Source organism: Snodgrassella sp. ESL0323, assembly GCF_013346865.1.
Taxonomy (GTDB): Bacteria; Pseudomonadota; Gammaproteobacteria; order Burkholderiales; family Neisseriaceae; genus Snodgrassella; species Snodgrassella alvi.
The window spans coordinates 1-13,965 of record NZ_JAAEDT010000017.1 but is presented as its reverse complement, the minus strand read 5'-3'; the positions used below and the strand labels follow the sequence as shown (position 1 = coordinate 13,965).

At 38.2% G+C, this 13,965-nt stretch carries 22 protein-coding genes and 3 pseudogenes; 22 read left to right on the top strand and 3 right to left on the bottom strand.

The genetic code is table 11. The features are described from left to right. Positions 1-236: 236 nt before the first annotated feature. The 7 genes and pseudogenes from GY065_RS06700 to GY065_RS06670 all read left to right on the top strand — a co-directional run bounded on the left by GY065_RS06700 (position 237) and on the right by GY065_RS06670 (position 3,646). The gene (locus GY065_RS06700) at positions 237-1,007 is read left to right on the top strand and encodes an RHS repeat domain-containing protein (RefSeq protein WP_198219154.1); all 771 of its coding nucleotides are present in this window, start codon (positions 237-239) and stop codon (positions 1,005-1,007) included. An 11-nt stretch (positions 1,008-1,018) separates the two neighbouring features. Next, on the top strand, positions 1,019-1,399 hold the full coding sequence (locus GY065_RS06695; RefSeq protein WP_037473648.1) for a hypothetical protein: 381 nt from the start codon (positions 1,019-1,021) through the stop codon (positions 1,397-1,399). Between the two features lie 173 nt (positions 1,400-1,572). Continuing rightward, positions 1,573-1,731, top strand: a pseudogene (locus GY065_RS13595) (RHS repeat protein); the annotation flags it as partial. A 42-nt stretch (positions 1,732-1,773) separates the two neighbouring features. Next, the gene (locus GY065_RS13590; RefSeq protein WP_174833548.1) at positions 1,774-2,796 is read left to right on the top strand and encodes an RHS domain-containing protein; all 1,023 of its coding nucleotides are present in this window, start codon (positions 1,774-1,776) and stop codon (positions 2,794-2,796) included. Positions 2,797-2,808: 12 nt separating this feature from the next. Continuing rightward, positions 2,809-2,925: pseudogene (locus GY065_RS13585) on the top strand (RHS repeat-associated core domain-containing protein); the annotation flags it as partial. Continuing rightward, entirely contained in the window at positions 2,922-3,305 is a 384-nt protein-coding gene (locus GY065_RS06675) for a hypothetical protein (protein WP_174833547.1), read from the top strand. The pseudogene GY065_RS13585 and the gene GY065_RS06675, both read left to right, overlap by 4 nt. Then, positions 3,305-3,646: a hypothetical protein gene (locus tag GY065_RS06670; protein WP_084390580.1), complete on the top strand. Its 342-nt coding sequence runs from the start codon at positions 3,305-3,307 to the stop codon at positions 3,644-3,646. Before GY065_RS06675 ends, GY065_RS06670 begins: the two co-directional genes overlap by 1 nt. Positions 3,647-3,718: 72 nt before the next feature. Here the strand turns inward: GY065_RS06670 and GY065_RS06665 are convergent, their stop codons facing one another. After that, positions 3,719-4,165 (bottom strand): hypothetical protein, encoded by a 447-nt coding sequence (locus GY065_RS06665; protein WP_174833546.1) that lies wholly within the window; start codon positions 4,163-4,165, stop codon positions 3,719-3,721. Between the two features lie 39 nt (positions 4,166-4,204). Between GY065_RS06665 and GY065_RS13450 the strand changes: the two genes are divergently transcribed. From GY065_RS13450 to GY065_RS06640, 5 genes are all read left to right on the top strand, one after another. Continuing rightward, on the top strand, positions 4,205-4,951 hold the full coding sequence (locus tag GY065_RS13450; protein WP_174833545.1) for an RHS repeat domain-containing protein: 747 nt from the start codon (positions 4,205-4,207) through the stop codon (positions 4,949-4,951). A 14-nt stretch (positions 4,952-4,965) separates the two neighbouring features. Further along, positions 4,966-5,274, top strand: a complete 309-nt coding sequence (locus tag GY065_RS06655) for a hypothetical protein (RefSeq protein ID WP_194241840.1) — start codon at positions 4,966-4,968, stop codon at positions 5,272-5,274. A gap of 218 nt (positions 5,275-5,492) precedes the next feature. Then, the gene (locus GY065_RS06650) at positions 5,493-5,909 is read left to right on the top strand and encodes an HNH endonuclease (protein WP_174833544.1); all 417 of its coding nucleotides are present in this window, start codon (positions 5,493-5,495) and stop codon (positions 5,907-5,909) included. 70 nt (positions 5,910-5,979) lie between these two features. Beyond that, positions 5,980-6,657 carry an SMI1/KNR4 family protein gene (locus GY065_RS06645; RefSeq protein WP_174833561.1) on the top strand — a complete coding sequence of 226 codons (678 nt, stop codon included), beginning with the start codon at positions 5,980-5,982 and terminating at the stop codon, positions 6,655-6,657. Between the two features lie 319 nt (positions 6,658-6,976). Then, positions 6,977-7,351 (top strand): hypothetical protein, encoded by a 375-nt coding sequence (locus GY065_RS06640; protein ID WP_202984058.1) that lies wholly within the window; start codon positions 6,977-6,979, stop codon positions 7,349-7,351. On the opposite strand, the gene GY065_RS13025 is transcribed toward GY065_RS06640, so the two are convergent. Then, positions 7,331-7,648 (bottom strand): hypothetical protein, encoded by a 318-nt coding sequence (locus tag GY065_RS13025; RefSeq protein ID WP_202984057.1) that lies wholly within the window; start codon positions 7,646-7,648, stop codon positions 7,331-7,333. The genes GY065_RS06640 and GY065_RS13025 overlap by 21 nt on opposite strands. Here GY065_RS13025 and GY065_RS13020 point away from each other — a divergent pair. The 10 genes and pseudogenes from GY065_RS13020 (at position 7,625) to GY065_RS06600 (ending at position 12,926) form a co-directional block, all read left to right on the top strand. Beyond that, a complete protein-coding gene (locus GY065_RS13020) occupies positions 7,625-8,017 on the top strand; it encodes an RHS domain-containing protein (RefSeq protein WP_202984056.1) in 393 nt (130 codons plus the stop codon). The two genes, GY065_RS13025 and GY065_RS13020, sit on opposite strands and share 24 nt — an antisense overlap. Positions 8,018-8,029: 12 nt before the next feature. Then, positions 8,030-8,170: pseudogene (locus GY065_RS13390) on the top strand (RHS repeat-associated core domain-containing protein); the annotation flags it as partial. Continuing rightward, positions 8,156-8,557 (top strand): AHH domain-containing protein, encoded by a 402-nt coding sequence (locus tag GY065_RS13015; RefSeq protein WP_371731947.1) that lies wholly within the window; start codon positions 8,156-8,158, stop codon positions 8,555-8,557. The pseudogene GY065_RS13390 and the gene GY065_RS13015, both read left to right, overlap by 15 nt. 1 nt (position 8,558) lies before the next feature. Further along, entirely contained in the window at positions 8,559-9,110 is a 552-nt protein-coding gene (locus GY065_RS06630; protein ID WP_174833543.1) for an imm11 family protein, read from the top strand. Between the two features lie 262 nt (positions 9,111-9,372). After that, positions 9,373-9,921, top strand: a complete 549-nt coding sequence (locus GY065_RS06625; protein WP_174833542.1) for a hypothetical protein — start codon at positions 9,373-9,375, stop codon at positions 9,919-9,921. Between the two features lie 321 nt (positions 9,922-10,242). After that, entirely contained in the window at positions 10,243-10,788 is a 546-nt protein-coding gene (locus GY065_RS06620; protein WP_174833541.1) for a hypothetical protein, read from the top strand. A gap of 334 nt (positions 10,789-11,122) precedes the next feature. Continuing rightward, the gene (locus GY065_RS06615) at positions 11,123-11,674 is read left to right on the top strand and encodes an imm11 family protein (RefSeq protein ID WP_174833540.1); all 552 of its coding nucleotides are present in this window, start codon (positions 11,123-11,125) and stop codon (positions 11,672-11,674) included. Between the two features lie 154 nt (positions 11,675-11,828). Continuing rightward, positions 11,829-12,005 carry an RHS domain-containing protein gene (locus GY065_RS13385; protein ID WP_202984054.1) on the top strand — a complete coding sequence of 59 codons (177 nt, stop codon included), beginning with the start codon at positions 11,829-11,831 and terminating at the stop codon, positions 12,003-12,005. Positions 12,006-12,008: 3 nt separating this feature from the next. Then, a complete protein-coding gene (locus GY065_RS13005) occupies positions 12,009-12,545 on the top strand; it encodes an RHS repeat-associated core domain-containing protein (protein ID WP_256433032.1) in 537 nt (178 codons plus the stop codon). A gap of 51 nt (positions 12,546-12,596) precedes the next feature. Beyond that, positions 12,597-12,926 (top strand): barstar family protein, encoded by a 330-nt coding sequence (locus GY065_RS06600; protein ID WP_174833539.1) that lies wholly within the window; start codon positions 12,597-12,599, stop codon positions 12,924-12,926. 261 nt (positions 12,927-13,187) lie between these two features. Here GY065_RS06600 and GY065_RS06595 read toward each other — a convergent pair whose 3' ends face one another. Continuing rightward, positions 13,188-13,352 carry a hypothetical protein gene (locus GY065_RS06595; RefSeq protein WP_174833538.1) on the bottom strand — a complete coding sequence of 55 codons (165 nt, stop codon included), beginning with the start codon at positions 13,350-13,352 and terminating at the stop codon, positions 13,188-13,190. Positions 13,353-13,965: the final 613 nt, after the last annotated feature.

Below are 13,965 nucleotides of genomic sequence, written 5' to 3'. Positions count from 1 at the left end.
CACCACTACAGCTATGACGAGCACGGCAGAACCCAAACCAAACAGACCATCGGTGCTACCCAGCACTACCACTACGACGCCGACCACCGCCTGAGCGAAGTACGCATTGAGCAAACGGCCGCAGCCAGCGTTACGGCTACGTCTACGACGCCCTTGGCCGGCGTATCGAAAAACATCAGATAGACCGCGAAGGCCAACCCTACAACCGTACCCGCTTCCTGTGGGACGGCTTAAGAATGATTCAGGAAACCGGCTCGAATCACCCCACCAGCCTATATATCTATACAGATCAGAACAGCTACGAACCACTGGCGCGGATAGACACAGACGGCAACCAAGAACAACATATCCGCTACTTCCACACCGACCTGAACGGTTGTCCGGAGGAGCTTACCGATGCAAACGGCGAATTACTGTGGGAATGTAGCTATCAACTTTGGGGAAAGCGGATTCATGAAATCGAACACGAACCCATAGAGCAAAACCTCAGATATCAGGGACAATATTTAGACAGAGAAACCGGCTTACATTACAATACTTTCAGGTACTATGATCCGGATATAGGACGCTTTACCCAGCCCGACCCGATTGGGCTGCTGGGTGGGTTTAATTTGTATCAGTATGCGCCTAATGGGTTGACTTGGATTGATCCGTGGGGGTGGAGTTGTGGAAATTTTAAATGGGGCAACCCAAAAAGTAAACCAACCTATGGTCATACTTTTTCAGATCATGGACAAAAGGTAAAATCTAATCAATTAAAAGATCGTGCAAGAAGTAAAGGGCATCAAATAGGTCAATATGATGACGATAAATTAGCCGCTGAATTTATTGCTAATGTCGCTAAAAAAGGATCTGGTGTACATGATGTACCGTTACCCCAAAATATAAAGGGTCGGGGTTATTTACCAGATGGGACAGAAATATTTCCTGATATGGCAAGGGTAGTTGTAAAACCCGATGGTTCGGTACGAACATCATTTCCATTTAATTCATCGTATCCAAATTAATAGGGATGAATATGCAAAAAAATAAAAGACTATGTGATGATCTTGGTTTACCACTTGGTGATCGATTTACTCAGGATTGGGCTTATGAATTACCCGATGAATATCGAACGAAAGAATGGCTAAATAAATATATTTCTGCTTATTTACAAAATAAATATTCATCGGAAGAAAAAAAAGAATTAATGATTTTATCGCTTGATGTCATTAACGATTTATTGTCTTTTGGATTAAGTCCAAGTGATGAAATTATTACCAAGGCATTAAATATTCTTTTCGATAATTATAAAGAATATATAGATTTGATAAGCTACTGGTCATTAGATGGAGAACCAATAGAGGATTGTTTTGCATTGACACCTGAAATTAGGAAGTTGAAAAAAAGAATAGAATAGTTCAAATGTATATATATTTTTCCATTTGATAATTGTAAATATCCCATACTTAGTACAAAAATCATATAGAAAATTATGCTATATATTCCATATTATTTAACAGTTCCGGCCAGCTACTGACCTATACCGACCCTGCCGGCCACAGCACCCACTACTAGCGCGACCCGCGCGGACTGGTACACACCCGCATCGATGCTGCCGGCCGTCAGCTCGGCTTCAGCTACGATGCTTACGGACGCCTTACCGCCCTGACCAACGAAAACGGCGAACAGTACCGGTTTCAGTATGATGCCGGCGACCGCCTGACCGAACAGACCGATCTGGACGGGCGCAGACAGCAGCTGAGCTACGACCTGCTCGACAACGTCAGCAGCGTGCGTTTTGCAGCCGGCAGCCCGCATCAGATCGAACACCGCTTCAAACGCGATGCCGTCGGGCGCACCATCAACAAACTGTATTATGGTTCCGGCCATCTGCACCAGATTAACCTAGACGGACAGATTATCAGCGACATCGAGCGCGACCACCTGTATCGCGAAATATTACGCACTCAGGGACGCCTGAACACCCAGTTCAAATACGACCGCAACAGCCGGCTGCAACGCAAACAGATACAGCGCAATCAGAATCCCATCCTGCCTGATATCCTCATCGAACGCAGCTACCAGTACGATAACCTCGACCGATTGGTAAGCAAAAAACACAGCAAACACGGCCAGACCGATTACCGCTATGATCACACTGGCAGAATCGAAGGCTGCCGTAACCAGAGATACTGGGAAACCCTGCAATATGATGCCGCTGCCAACCTGCTGGACAGCAAATACAGAGGAGACTACAGCAACTACAACCTGATTCGCTGTAACCAGATCCTGCATTTCAGAGGGCACCACTACAGCTACGACGAGCACGGCAGAACTCAGACCAAACAGACCATCGGCGCAACCCAGCACTATCATTACGATGCCGAACACCGTCTGAGCGAAGTACGCATCGAACAAACAGGCCGCAGTCAGCGTTACGGCTACGTCTACGACGCCCTTGGCCGGCGTATCGAAAAACATCAGATAGACCGCGAAGGCCAACCCTACAACCGTACCCGCTTCCTGTGGGACGGCTTAAGAATGATTCAGGAAACCGGCTCGAATCACCCCACCAGCCTGTATATCTATACAGACCAGAACAGCTATGAACCACTGGCACGTATAGACACAGACGGCAACCAAGAACAACATATCCGCTACTTCCACACCGACCTGAATGGCTGTCCGGAAGAACTTACCGATGCAAACGGTAAAATACTGTGGGAATGTAGCTTTCAGTTATGGGGAAAGCGGATTCATGAAATTGAGCACGAACCCATAGAGCAAAACCTCAGATATCAGGGACAATATTGAGACAGAGAAACTGGCTTACATTACAATACGTTCAGGTATTATGATCCGGATATAGGTAGATTTACCCAGCCAGACCCGATTGGGCTGCTGGGTGGCTTGAATCTGTATCAGTATGGCCTAATGGGTTGACTTGGATTGATCCGTGGGGGTGGGCATGTATACCAAACAAAAAAGCAGGTATGAAGCGTGAACAGAGGGCGAAAGATATATTGGAAAAACGTTATGGCAAGGAAAATGTTTTAAGTGAACGTTATTTAAGAGATAACAAGGGTAAATCAGTTAAAGACCCTTTAACAGGTGAACGACGTAGAATCGATTTTGTAGTTAAAGGGCAAGATGGGAAATGGAGGCCTGTTGAGGTCACGAGTCGAACCGGTGCTTTAAATAAAGGACCACAGATAGCGAAAGAAGAAAGAATCCGTGAAGCTGGGGGAGTTTTTGTGAAAAATAAAAATACCGGTCAATTAATACAATTAGATGATGTATCAACTGTTATTGGAGTAAAGTAATGAGCAAAATTGATTTTACCTTACATAATATTCCATTATTGCTTACAAGAAATAAAAGTAAGCAATGGCAAGAGGATATTATTCAAAGTTCAACAGCCTTATTAAACTTTTTAAAAAATAATGAATTATTAATTGGTATTGAGCCTTTTGATGATGCAGGAAAATTAAAAACTGATACTGTTATTAAGATGTCAAATGTTACTCAAGAAGGTTTAGAATTATTCAAAACTACTGTAGATGAATGGTATAAATATCTCGCTAAAAGTACAGTTCCCGATAAGTATAAAAATATAAGTCGCCTAGAAAAAGGTTTAGCTAAAATTCGAAAAACTAAAAGTTAATTAAAAAATAAAAGTCTATGGTCATGGACATATAAAAGCTGATGTTCCAATAGGATAATTGTATGTATTAGCTCAAACTCTAATGATTAGCATAATTCTTAATGTAACAACCTCGACCGGCTGGTAAGCAAAAAACACAGCAAACACGGGCAGACCGATTACCGCTATGATCACACTGGCAGAATCGAAGGCTGCCGTAATCAGAGATACTGGGAAACCCTGCAATACGATGCCGCTGCCAACCTGCTGGACAGCAAATACAGAGAAGACTACAGCAATCACAACCTGATTCGCTGTAACCAGCTCCTGCATTTCAGAGGACACCACTACCGCTACGACGAGCACGGCAGAACTGCCAGCAAACAGACCATCGGCACAACCCAGCACTACCACTACGATGCTGAACACCGCCTGAGCGAAGTACGCATTGAGCAAACAGGCCGCAGTCAGCGTTACGGCTACGTTTACGATGCCCTTGGCCGGCGTATCGAAAAACATCAGATAGACCGCGAAGGCCAACCCTACAACCGTACCCGCTTCCTGTGGGACGGCTTAAGAATGATTCAGGAAACCGGCTCGAATCACCCCACCAGCCTATATATCTATACAGATCAGAACAGCTACGAACCACTGGCGCGGATAGACACAGACGGCAACCAAGAACAACATATCCGCTATTTCCACACCGACCTGAACGGTTGTCCGGAAGAGCTTACCGATGCAAACGGTAAAATACTGTGGGAATGTAGCTTTCAGTTATGGGGAAAGCGGATTCATGAAATCGAACACGAACCCATAGAGCAAAACCTCAGATATCAGGGACAATATTTAGACAGAGAAACCGGCTTACATTACAATACTTTCAGGTACTATGATCCGGATATAGGACGCTTTACCCAGCCAGACCCGATTGGGCTGCTGGGTGGGTTTAATCTGTATCAGTATGCGCCTAATGGGTTAACTTGGATTGATCCACTTGGTTTAATGCTCTTATATAGAGGTATGAATCTTGCAGAATACGATGAATTAATGAAAACTGGAAAGTGGACATCACCTCCAAGCACCTTAGAAGGAAAATGGTTTGCTGAGTCCTATAAAGATGCTGTTACATGGGGTGAAAAAATGGGACATGGTGGTGATTTCCGTGTCGTTCAGGTTAGCGTTCCTGATAATATAGCAGATGCAGCCTATAAAAATCCTCGATTAGATGGTATAGGAAAAGCTAGATTTATTGATAATGTAGTCCTTAATAAGGCTAAAATAAAGCCTAAATGGAGTAAATATATACATCAACCAAAATGTTAACGAGGAGAAACAAAATGGAAAATTGCAGAGCTAATGTCAAAATTTATTGGACCCCTATACAACAAGGTGGAAAAAAAACTCTTCCCCTAAATATAAAATACTATGTTATTACTAAACCAATGGAAGGTAAAAATGGCGATATTTCATCTTGGTCATTAGTATTAAATGTTAAAAGTTACGAGCTAGTAGAATCCACTCAAAGAATAGGTTTAGGAGAAGCCTATTTTTTAATGGAAGATGCACCAAGCTTTTTACTTAAGAAAGGATTTATGATGAATATTTATGAAGGACCTAAACTAGTTGGTACAGTTGAAGTTCAATGACTATTTATACTTATGTGTACTAGCTCAAACTTAATCTGACAAATACTACCTACTCATCGGCATTCGTTCTAACACAATGACTGTCTGATGAGTAAAATAAATTCTCTAGCTGCTTTTCTTTAGCCAGTCCTTTTGTCTCTACCCAAGTTTGCCAAGGTGTCTTACCATAACAGTATTTCCCTGGACTCAATCTGTATCAGTATGCGCCCAATGCGTTTATGTGGATCGATCCGTGGGGATGGGCTAAATGTGGTACTGCCAGAAAAAAACGAATGCCTTCCTCAAAGAACAAGCATTTAGATCATTCCAGAACAACATATCATCCGGATGGATCTATTACTTTCTACGACCATAAAGGTCGAGCGGTAACGTATGATAAATATGGTAATCCGGATTTCAGCCCGTATAAGGAAGCACAAGTAAAATCAAAAAGGTTTAATGGTGATAGGAGACACGATAACAAAATAGCAAACGAAAAGATTGGATACAAAGGTGATAAAAAAGAGGATATATATAAGGCTCCGCCAGGAAAAGTGTGGCATCATGTTGATAAAGGGACATTGATACTTCTTGATGCTGAATTACATAAAAACTTTCCTCATACAGGTGGTGCATCAGAACTTATTCATGGATAAACGTTAAAGGAAATAAAATGTTCCAATCAAAATATAAAGTACCCGAAGATATTGATAAACTGATTTCGAAATTAAAATTGAAAAAAAATCACACAGTTCTTATATTAATTTTTTAAAACAATATAACGTGATTGATTTTTATAACATGGAATTTTGTTATGGTATTGACTGTGAAGGGGAAGAATTACCGCTCGAAGTTATTTTAGGCTTCTCAAAAAAAGAAGATGAAGATTTAATTGCTACAAACTATGGGTATCTGAATAGAATACCTGAAAAGCATATTGCTATAGCAACTGTGAATTATGGAGATTTACTTTGTTTACATCCGAATGGCAAAATTTATCATTGGGATCACGAAGTTAACGATCTGTATTTTGATCCGAAAGTAATAAACGGATACCTGGAACAAAATACCAATTTAAGATTTGTAGCAGATTCCTTTGATCAATTTTTATCAATGATTACCAAATTAGAAGATGATGATGATTATGATCCAAGTGAAGATGAATTTGAAAATCCGAATATTCCTTTTCCAGATGAATCATTAAACATTTGGTTTAAAGATCCTAAAAGCATTTTGTTGCCGCCAGAACGATCAATACCAATATATTTAAAAAAATTTAAGCTTTCTGAAAAAGGGCGTGAATTATTAGAAAAATTCAAAAAATTAGAACTTACTGAAAAAGATCGTGAAAGAATAGCAACATTAAAAAAAGAAGGATTTTTAGAAGAAGGGATTTTTGAATAAAAAATTAAATTGTAATTACAATAATAAGAATGTGCACGTTGGCAACATCAGAAAAACAATGCTGAAATAATAAATTTTGGATTTAAAATCAGGTGGTAAACTGTTTATTACCACCTTGAAACTAAACTGATACCGCATAGGCATGTGCGCAGCAAACAAACCGCCAGCGGTACCCAGTATTATCATTACCATGCCGAATACCGGCTAACCGAAGTGCGTATCGACATACTGAAGAACGCTACGACTACAGCTACGATGCCCTCGGCCGGTGCATCGGCTGGATCGTGACGGTAAGCCATGCAACCGCACCAACTTCCCGATGGTTGTGGCCGTAAAAAATGGGGTGGCGGAACAACATGTAGAAAGTGAGGCAAATATGAAGACTGCAACAGGATTTACTAATTTATTGAAAATTTCTAAAAATATTTCTTATTATGAGGCATGTTATATTTATGTTGATTTAGATTTTGATGATACAAAAAAATGCATTGAATCAGCTAACTATTATCTTTCTGAAACGAGAGATGAAGATGATGATATGGAAGAACAGGAAGATAAATATCTAGCCTGGCTGGAGTACGCAACATTTTTAGATATTATTTCTAATAAACTGGACCATCACCCTAATGCCTCTGAAGACGATTTAATAGAGGCTGTGATTTATTATCTTGAACTAGATGATTTTCTGGATTAATAATAAAATCGGCAATATACATGAATAAAGATATTTAATTAAGATAATTTTAATTTTTATTAGTATAAAATTGGATAGTGCCATATTCGCACAGATGTCATTATATGAAGACACAGTGAAGAAAATAGCAACTAAAACCTGATTCGCTTTAATCAGCTGCTCAGCTTCCGCGGACTGAAATACAGCTACGACGAATACGGACGTACGCGCAGCAAACAAACCGCCGGCGGTACCCAGTATTACCATTACGATGCCGAACACCGCCTGACCGAAGTGTGTATCGAACAGCTGAACCATACTGAACGCTACGGCTACGATGTCCTCGGCCGGCGGATTGAAAAACACCGGCTGGACCGTGACGGCAAGCCATGCAACCGCACCACCTTCCTGTGGGACAGGATGCAGATGATTCAGGAAAGCAGCGCAGACAAACGGCAGAGCCTGTATCTGTATACCGGTGAAGGTAGCTATGAACCGCTAGCACGGATAGACAGAAACGGTAATCAGGAACAACACATCTACTACTTCCATACCGACCTGAACGGCATGCCGGAGGAGCTGACGGATGAAGCCGGTGAAATTGTGTGGGAATGCTCATACCAGCTGTGGGGCAAACCGGTACAGGAGATTGCTCATACAGAGATACAACAGAACCTGAGGTATTAGGGGCAGTATTTAGACAGAGAAACTGGACTGCACTACAATACTTTCAGGTACTACGATCCGGATATAGGCCGCTTTACTCAGCCTGATCCGATTGGATTGCTGGGTGGCTATAATCTGTATCAGTATGCGCCAAATGCGCTGATTTGGATTGATCCGTGGGGCTTAAAAAACTGGACATATTATAATATGCCCAGTATTCCCGGTTATCAGAAACACCATATTATTCCGCAGCAATTGCGAAATCATGAATTGATTAAAAGAGCTGGCGCAAATATTCATGCAAGTAATAATATTATTTATCTGCCGACTTCGGAAGATGTCCATCCTACCCGAATGATTCACAGGGGTTCTCATCCTGAATATAAAAAAGCAACAGAACGTGAAATGAATAGGTTAGTTGAATTAGGAGAAAAAAATAACTGGACCCAGGTTAATTACAAAAAAGCTTTAGATGACTACTTAACTACGAAGCAGAGAGCTGAGTTACGTAAGGGAAAAGTGATTTTGAACAAAAATTCAATCCGATCCGAAGGATGTTAAGATGATATATGATTTAATGTGTGGTGATGTTTATCCCGATAGCTATTGGTTTCAATTTAAAAAAGAGGAAATTTCAATAGTTGATTTAATGCAATGCCAGGAAATTCATTTAAAAAATCCCTTAATTTTTACCTTGAATAAAAAAATAAGTGAAAAAAGATTACTGTCTTATGATTATTATATGAGTGACGGTCCTGATTTTATTTCACCGCGACTGGCTACTTTACTGGAAAATAATGAAGAATTCGTAAAAGAGGTACAACTGCTTGATGCAATTGTGATTATCAATGGCCAGAGCCATTATGGTTTTAAAGTATTTAATCCGTTGCGTTTTTTATCTTGTATAGACATGGATAAGTCTGAAAGTAGGCCTTTATTAAGTTACTTACCTGATGGACCAAAATCATTTACCAAAATAGTTTTCAGGCAGGATGTAACAGAAGATTTTTGGATGGCAAGATGCTTAGAAGATAATGGCCGTGTAGTTATTTCAGATAAGATAAGACAGATTTTTATTGATAATCATATCAAAGGTTTTAATCTAAAAGACTAATGATAATTTCAGGCAACTGAATGATATTCATCAATTACAACAGTTATTAAAGCACTTTATTACATAAATTAACCTTGAAGCTATAGCTTACAAACCAACCCGGTAACCGTACCACTTTCCTGTAAAAACCACTGATATAAATAGACACAGGAACAACAAAAAGCTCTAGACAAACTAATTGCGAAGCAGAGAGCAGATTTACGTAATAGAAAAGTGATTTTGAACAAAAATTCAATCCGATCTAAAGGTAAAGGATGTTAAGATGATATACAGATTAAAACTTACTGATGATTATCCGAATAGCTATTGGTTTCAATTTAAAAGAGAGGAAATTTCCATAACTGATTTAATGGATTGCGAAAAAATTCATTTAAAAAATCCCTTAATTTTTACCTTGAATAAAAAAATAAGTGAAAAGAGACTACTGTCTTATAATATTTATTCAAGTGACGGTCCCGATTTTATTTCCCCCAGACTGGCCACTTTACTGGAAAATAATGAAGAATTTGTAAAGGATGTGCAGCTGCTTGATGCAATTGTGATTATCAATGGCCAGAGTCATTATGGCTTTAAAGTATTTAATATACTGCGATCAATATCGTGTATGGATATGGATAAGTCTGAAAGCACGCCGATGCTAGATAGTCTGCCTGATGGACCAAGGATATTTACTAAAAAAGTTTTAAGACAGAATATCACAGAAGATTTTTGGATGGCTAGATGTTTAGAAGATGAAGCCTGTATAGTTATTTCAGATAAATTAAAGCAGTTTTGCATTGAGAATAATATTAAAGACATAGTTTTCGAATAATTATAAATACAGATATCTGAATAATATATCTCATAGCTAGTTACTCCTTAAACAATTATGCAGAAGATTTAACTAACTGGTAATGTAACTATGCCTGCTTACGCTAAACCCATCCTGCAAACGCACTAATTTCCTGTTAGATAGGCTAAAATGACTCAGGAAAGCGGTGTGGCTATATTTATCCTGTGAAAACTGCTGATGTAAATAGACACAGGAACAGTAAAAAAACTTTAGACAACTTACTTAAGCAGCAAAGAGCAGATTTACGTAAGGGAAAAGTGATTTTGAATAAAAATTCAATCCGATCTAAAGGATGTTAAGATGATATACGAACTAAAACTTACAAATAATTATCCGGATAGCTATTGGTTTCAATTTAAAAGAGAGGAAATTTCCATAACAGATTTAATGCAATGCGAAAAAATTCACTTAGAAAATCCCTTGATTTTTACCCTGAATAAAAAAATAAGCGAAAAGAGATTACTGTCTTATAATATTTATTCGAGTGACGGCCCTGATTTTATTTCCCCCAGACTGGCCACTTTACTGGAAAATAATGAAGAATTCGTAAAAGAGGTGCAATTACTTGATGCAGTTGTGATTATCAATGGCCAGAGCCATTATGGTTTTAAAGTATTTAATCCACTGCGTTCAATACCATGTATAGATACGGATAAATCTGAAAGCATGCCGATGCTAGATAGTCAGCCTGATGGACCAAGATTATTTACTAAAATAGTTTTAAGGCAGGATATCATTGAAAATTTTTGGATGGCTAAATGTGAAGGATCAAGTTGTATAGTTATTTCAGATAAATTAAAGCAGTTTTGCATCGAGAATAATATTAAAGATATAGTTTTCGAATAATCATAAATACAGATATCTGAATAATAAATATATCTCATAGCTAGTTACTCCTTAAACAATTATGCAGAAGATTTAAGTAAGTGATAATGTAACTATGCTTGCTTACGCTAAACCCATCCTGTGAACGCACTAATTTCTTGTTAGATAGGCTAAAAATGACTCAAGAAAGCGGTGCGGCTATTATTACCCTGTGAAAACAGCTGATGTAAATAGACAGAGGAACAGTAAAAAACTTTAGACAACTTACTTAAGCAGCAAAGAGTAAGTTTACGTAATGGAAAAGTGATTTTGAACAAAAATTCAATCCGATCTAAAGGATCCAAAGGATGTTAAGATGATATATGAACTAAGGTGTAGTGATGATTATCCGAATAGCTATTGGTTTCAATTTAAAAAAGAGGAAATTTCAATAGTTGATTTAATGCAATGCCAGGAAATTCATTTAAAAAATCCCTTAATTTTTACCTTGAATAAAAAAATAAGTGAAAAAAGATTACTGTCTTATGATTATTATATGAGTGACGGTCCTGATTTTATTTCACCGCGACTGGCTACTTTACTGGAAAATAATGAAGAATTCGTAAAAGAGGTGCAGCTGCTTGATGCAATTGTGATTATCAATGGCCAGAGCCATTATGGTTTTAAAGTATTTAATCCGTTGCGTTCAATATCATGTATAGATACGGATAAATCTGAAAGTAGGTATATATTAGCTGGTACACCTAATGAAATAAGGCTATTCAGTAGTATTGTTTTCAGGCAGGATGTAACAGAGGATTTTTGGGTGGCTAGATGTGAAGAGTATACAAGCTGTGTAGTTATTTCAAATAAGTTAAGACAGATTTTTATTGATAATCATATCAAAGGTTTTAATCTAAAAGACTAATGATAATTTCAGGCAACTGAGTGATATTTTTCAATTACAAATGGTTATTAAAGACCTGTTTATGTCAAATTAATCTTGCAGCCATAGCTTACAAACCAACCCGGTAACCGCATCACTTTCCTGTGAAACGGGCTGCAGATGATTCAGGAAAGCAGTGCAGACAAACCAGAGCCTGTATCTGTATACCGGTGAAGACAGCTATGAACCGCTGGCGCGAATAGACCGGACCGGTAATCAGGAACAATACATCTACTACTTCAATACCAACCTGAACGGTATACCGGAGGAACTGACGGATGAAGCCGGTGAAATCGTCTGGGAATGCTTATAGCAGCTGTGGGGTAAACCGGTACAGGAGATTGCTCATAGAGAGATACAACAGAACCTGAGATATCAGGGGCAGTATTTAGACAGAGAAACCGGACTGCACTACAATACTTTCAGGTACTACGATCCGGATACAGACTGCTTTACCCAGCCTGATCTGATTGGGTTGGCCGGAGACATTAATCTGTATCAGTATGCGCCGAATGCGCTGATTTGGGTCGATCCTTTTGATTTTCGATGTGAGCATTTTGCTAAAAAACTTAAACAATTTCATGCAATTGTCAAAGAAAAATGGGGTTATAACATGAATAAACTAGACATGCTCGAACTCCAAATGACAATTGATAGAGTGAAATCTGGAAAAACTAAGTATACAAACGATGGAAAAGTTTATCAGAACGGTCATACCATAGATCCTAGTAGCCAACGCCTAAATACTGGCAGTGGTCCTTATACTGAATGGACAGTTAAGACACCTGATGTGGGTACTAATGAAAAACGACGCATAGTTTTTGATACCCAAACAAATAAAGCTTATTTATAGTCATGATCATTATGAATCATTTATAGAAATTGATTTGGGAGGCTGGAAATAATGGAATTGAAAGCAATAACTTTAGATCTTTCAAATATAAAGGATTTTGACTCTTTACATAATGAATTAAGTTTGTTATTTGGTTTTCCTGATTTTTGTGGAAAAAATGTAAATGCACTTATTGATTGTATGTCTGGAGTTAGATTTCCTGAAGAAGGAATGACCAAAGTCAATATTTGTAGAGATGAGTGCTTTATGTTGGAGATAAAAGGACTATGTGATGCTCCCAATGAAATAAAAAATACAATAATATTTGTTATTGAATGTGTTAATGAAAGATATCTAATTGATAAAATGAATCCTGCATTTTTACTACATTTAATACGATAATTTTAAATAAATAGTAGATATAATAATTTTATATTTAAAATATTTTATTTTTATTATTAAAAACAGATTATGTAGGACGGCGAAAACTTCGCACCATTTACTAATTTTTTTACACCGCGCCAGCATTTATGCTGGCGCAATCTTTTAAACCGCTTATGTATCAGCTTTAGCATCTTTCCATATGATAAATAGCCTGTCCCGCTCAACATTTAACGTTACCGTTAGAAACTGCCATAGTTCATTATTCTTCAGACTGAAAACCTAATTTTTTAGGATATAATTACTCAGTTTAATTAAGGTTTTGCCTGTATAGTTTTTTGACATAGCAGCTACCAGCGCGTCTTTGTTTTTGCCTAATTCCAGTTCTGTCATGGTTAGAAACTGACACCGGCTCAGGTTAAATGCATTTTTGCGTTTTAACGCCATTTTTTCTGTATTTGGCAGATATTTTTCAGGGTGTAAATGCCGGTCAATCTCATCTTTTGTCAGCTCTCTTCATTGGCATAAAAATGCAGCCGATGGTTTTACTAAATCCTCAACTGATCCTTCTGAACTAGTTAATAAAAGAAGTATCAAGATGGCAAATACAGAGGCAGAGCCCAAACAGTAAGGAATACCAGATATTTAGAAGTTTGATCTCAATCATTTTCCAGATGATAGTTCAAAGTTTAAGGTGATAGATTTTAAGCACATGGACATGATATATATACCCTAATGCACCAGTAGACTGACCAGTCAATAATGTATTCTGGTCAGACTACTAAGAGCACAAACCAGGAAGATAAAAAGATTTATAGAACAGATGGAACATGGGGAAAATTTAAAGATAATCCAAATTTGGCACATATTCCATTAGATAGTTCAGACTATTAACTTATGAATGAAAATATACTTAATAATTTTTTGGAAAACAGACCATCTTATCTTGCTTATGAGGATGAACTTAAGCTAATAGATATTATGATGAAGTTACCAATGGATTGGCTGATTAAAAATGAGGCCGAATTTATTGAAGCATTAAATACCTTAGATGTTTCTC

What these genes read in the sequence shown, in the direction of transcription:
- GY065_RS06670 (WP_084390580.1), top strand. Translation starts at nt 3,305, where the DNA reads ATGAGCAAAATTGATTTTACCTTACATAATATTCCATTATTGCTTACA.
- GY065_RS06615 (WP_174833540.1), top strand. Translation starts at nt 11,123, where the DNA reads ATGATATATGAACTAAGGTGTAGTGATGATTATCCGAATAGCTATTGG.
- GY065_RS06620 (WP_174833541.1), top strand. Translation starts at nt 10,243, where the DNA reads ATGATATACGAACTAAAACTTACAAATAATTATCCGGATAGCTATTGG.
- GY065_RS06640 (WP_202984058.1), top strand. Translation starts at nt 6,977, where the DNA reads ATGGTTGTGGCCGTAAAAAATGGGGTGGCGGAACAACATGTAGAAAGT.
- GY065_RS06630 (WP_174833543.1), top strand. Translation starts at nt 8,559, where the DNA reads ATGATATATGATTTAATGTGTGGTGATGTTTATCCCGATAGCTATTGG.
- GY065_RS13450 (WP_174833545.1), top strand. Translation starts at nt 4,205, where the DNA reads ATGATTCAGGAAACCGGCTCGAATCACCCCACCAGCCTATATATCTAT.
- GY065_RS13025 (WP_202984057.1), bottom strand. Translation starts at nt 7,648, where the DNA reads ATGGTTCAGCTGTTCGATACACACTTCGGTCAGGCGGTGTTCGGCATC.
- GY065_RS06625 (WP_174833542.1), top strand. Translation starts at nt 9,373, where the DNA reads ATGATATACAGATTAAAACTTACTGATGATTATCCGAATAGCTATTGG.
- GY065_RS06695 (WP_037473648.1), top strand. Translation starts at nt 1,019, where the DNA reads ATGCAAAAAAATAAAAGACTATGTGATGATCTTGGTTTACCACTTGGT.
- GY065_RS06595 (WP_174833538.1), bottom strand. Translation starts at nt 13,352, where the DNA reads ATGGCGTTAAAACGCAAAAATGCATTTAACCTGAGCCGGTGTCAGTTT.
- GY065_RS06600 (WP_174833539.1), top strand. Translation starts at nt 12,597, where the DNA reads ATGGAATTGAAAGCAATAACTTTAGATCTTTCAAATATAAAGGATTTT.
- GY065_RS06650 (WP_174833544.1), top strand. Translation starts at nt 5,493, where the DNA reads ATGTGGATCGATCCGTGGGGATGGGCTAAATGTGGTACTGCCAGAAAA.
- GY065_RS06700 (WP_198219154.1), top strand. Translation starts at nt 237, where the DNA reads ATGATTCAGGAAACCGGCTCGAATCACCCCACCAGCCTATATATCTAT.
- GY065_RS06655 (WP_194241840.1), top strand. Translation starts at nt 4,966, where the DNA reads ATGGAAAATTGCAGAGCTAATGTCAAAATTTATTGGACCCCTATACAA.